The organism is Kaistella haifensis DSM 19056, assembly GCF_000735695.2.
GTDB lineage: Bacteria > Bacteroidota > Bacteroidia > Flavobacteriales > Weeksellaceae > Kaistella > Kaistella haifensis.
The window spans coordinates 1-2,538 of the sequence record NZ_JASZ02000065.1 but is presented as its reverse complement, the minus strand read 5'-3'; the positions used below and the strand labels follow the sequence as shown (position 1 = coordinate 2,538).

The 2,538-nt window shown below is 36.2% G+C and carries 1 pseudogene and 1 CRISPR repeat array; the pseudogene reads left to right on the top strand.

Features of this window, described 5'->3' with window-relative positions:
- Nucleotides 1-519 (top strand): annotated as a pseudogene (locus tag AP75_RS14420) (IS5/IS1182 family transposase); the annotation flags it as partial.
- Nucleotides 520-1,137: 618 nt separating this feature from the next.
- Nucleotides 1,138-2,382: direct repeats of the CRISPR family, unit length 46 nt; unit sequence GTTGTGAATTGCTTTCAAAATTATTATCTTCGTGACACGACACAAC.
- Between the last annotated feature and the right edge of the window lie 156 nt (nucleotides 2,383-2,538).

The window sequence follows — 2,538 nt, the reverse complement described above, 5'->3', positions numbered from 1 at the left end:
GAATTCGGGAATAAAGTGGGCTTGATCACCACCGCTAATAAAGGAAAAAAAATCATTCTCGCAATTAAAGCATTTTTACAAACCCCTTATGATGGTCATACCATTGAACCACTTTTGGAACAAATGGAAACAGGTGGCCAACCCCTTCCCAAAGAACTGGTTTACGACCGTGGCGGAAAAGGGAAATCGGAAATAAAAGGAGTGAAAATCTCAATTCCAGGTCCACCGAGAAAAAAAGACACCCTCTACCAGAAACAAACAAAGCGCAAAAAATTCAGAACCAGAGCTGCCATAGAGCCTATCATCGGACATTTAAAAACTGATTTCAGGCTGGCTAAAAATTACTTTATGGGAGAAACGGGGCCTCAAATCAATGCCTTCCTAGCAGCAACTGCCTGGAATATGAAGAAAATGATGGAGATTCTTAAAGCCAATCTTCGTTGGCTATATTTTTCTTTGCAGAATTTCCTCTTTGCTGCATATTTTTTCACAATAAAAAGAAAATATTTATATTGTTAAGGAACGACTATTTATGCAAATAATATCGAACCTACACGAAAGTTATTAAATGGCGAAAAATCACATTTTGAGTTGAATGTTTGATGTAAAAACCTCCTTTAAATATTCTTTAAAGGAGGTTTAAATCTATTTTAAAAGCCTCTCGAATGAAAGACTTTTTGCTTTGTTTTTGTGAAAAAATTGGACAATCTGTTTTATTTTTTTTGACAATTTGTTTTGGCGATTATAACGACACAACTTGTATTGGTCAATTGTTAGCGTTCTTTCAGTTGTGAATTGCTTTCAAAATTATTATCTTCGTGACACGACACAACGGCTACAAAGTAATGATCGTAAATGCGCCCGTTGTGAATTGCTTTCAAAATTATTATCTTCGTGACACGACACAACCTCAAACTGAAAAACCTCCTGATATGGAGGTTTTTAACGGGGTTTTCAGAATTTCAAAAGCTTTAAATTTCCATTTTAGAATTCTATAGATTTATCCTTTTTTATTTCGTGATTGCTTTGGCTCAGCCATAACTTTCCCAATCCATTTCGCCGAATCCTGCGGATTTCAAAAATTATTATCTTCGTGACACGACACAACAAAATCCGTGATGAATATCCTTTCCTGAACGTTGTGAATTGCTTTCAAAATTATTATCTTCGTGACACGACACAACAAACAAATGGCAATTGCTTCCACCTTAATCGTTGTGAATTGCTTTCAAAATTATTATCTTCGTGACACGACACAACTGGTGTCGTCAAACACAACCATCCGGAGAGGTTGTGAATTGCTTTCAAAATTATTATCTTCGTGACACGACACAACAGCAGGGCGAAAACACATGATTTGCGGTAAGTTGTGAATTGCTTTCAAAATTATTATCTTCGTGACACGACACAACAAAAGTGCGACGGTTCCTTGTTCTCGCATTGTTGTGAATTGCTTTCAAAATTATTATCTTCGTGACACGACACAACATCACTCAATAGCTAAAGGAAGCCAAGCAAGTTGTGAATTGCTTTCAAAATTATTATCTTCGTGACACGACACAACTCTTACCACGTTTCCCGACATACGTTTTTCGTTGTGAATTGCTTTCAAAATTATTATCTTCGTGACACGACACAACATTCCTGCAATACTACATAATGAAAAAATAGTTGTGAATTGCTTTCAAAATTATTATCTTCGTGACACGACACAACTAATGTTGCGGAAAGGTTCTACAACATTGGGTTGTGAATTGCTTTCAAAATTATTATCTTCGTGACACGACACAACGAGTTCCAAAAAATAAATTGCTCCGCTATGGTTGTGAATTGCTTTCAAAATTATTATCTTCGTGACACGACACAACCCGGCAACGGCCAGGGCTTCATCCTCGATCGTTGTGAATTGCTTTCAAAATTATTATCTTCGTGACACGACTTTTTTGTTTCCCGTCAGTTGTGAATTGCTTTCAAAATTATTATCTTCGTGACACGACACAACATCACTCAATAGCTAAAGGAAGCCAAGCAAGTTGTGAATTGCTTTCAAAATTATTATCTTCGTGACACGACACAACTCTTACCACGTTTCCCGACATACGTTTTTCGTTGTGAATTGCTTTCAAAATTATTATCTTCGTGACACGACACAACATTCCTGCAATACTACATAATGAAAAAATAGTTGTGAATTGCTTTCAAAATTATTATCTTCGTGACACGACACAACTAATGTTGCGGAAAGGTTCTACAACATTGGGTTGTGAATTGCTTTCAAAATTATTATCTTCGTGACACGACACAACGAGTTCCAAAAAATAAATTGCTCCGCTATGGTTGTGAATTGCTTTCAAAATTATTATCTTCGTGACACGACACAACCTCAAACTGAAAAACCTCCTGATATGGAGGTTTTTAACGGGGTTTTCAGAATTTCAAAAGCTTTAAATTTCCATTTTAGAATTCTATAGATTTATCCTTTTTTATTTCGTGATTGCTTTGGCTCAGCCATAACTTTCCCAATCCATTTCGCCGAAT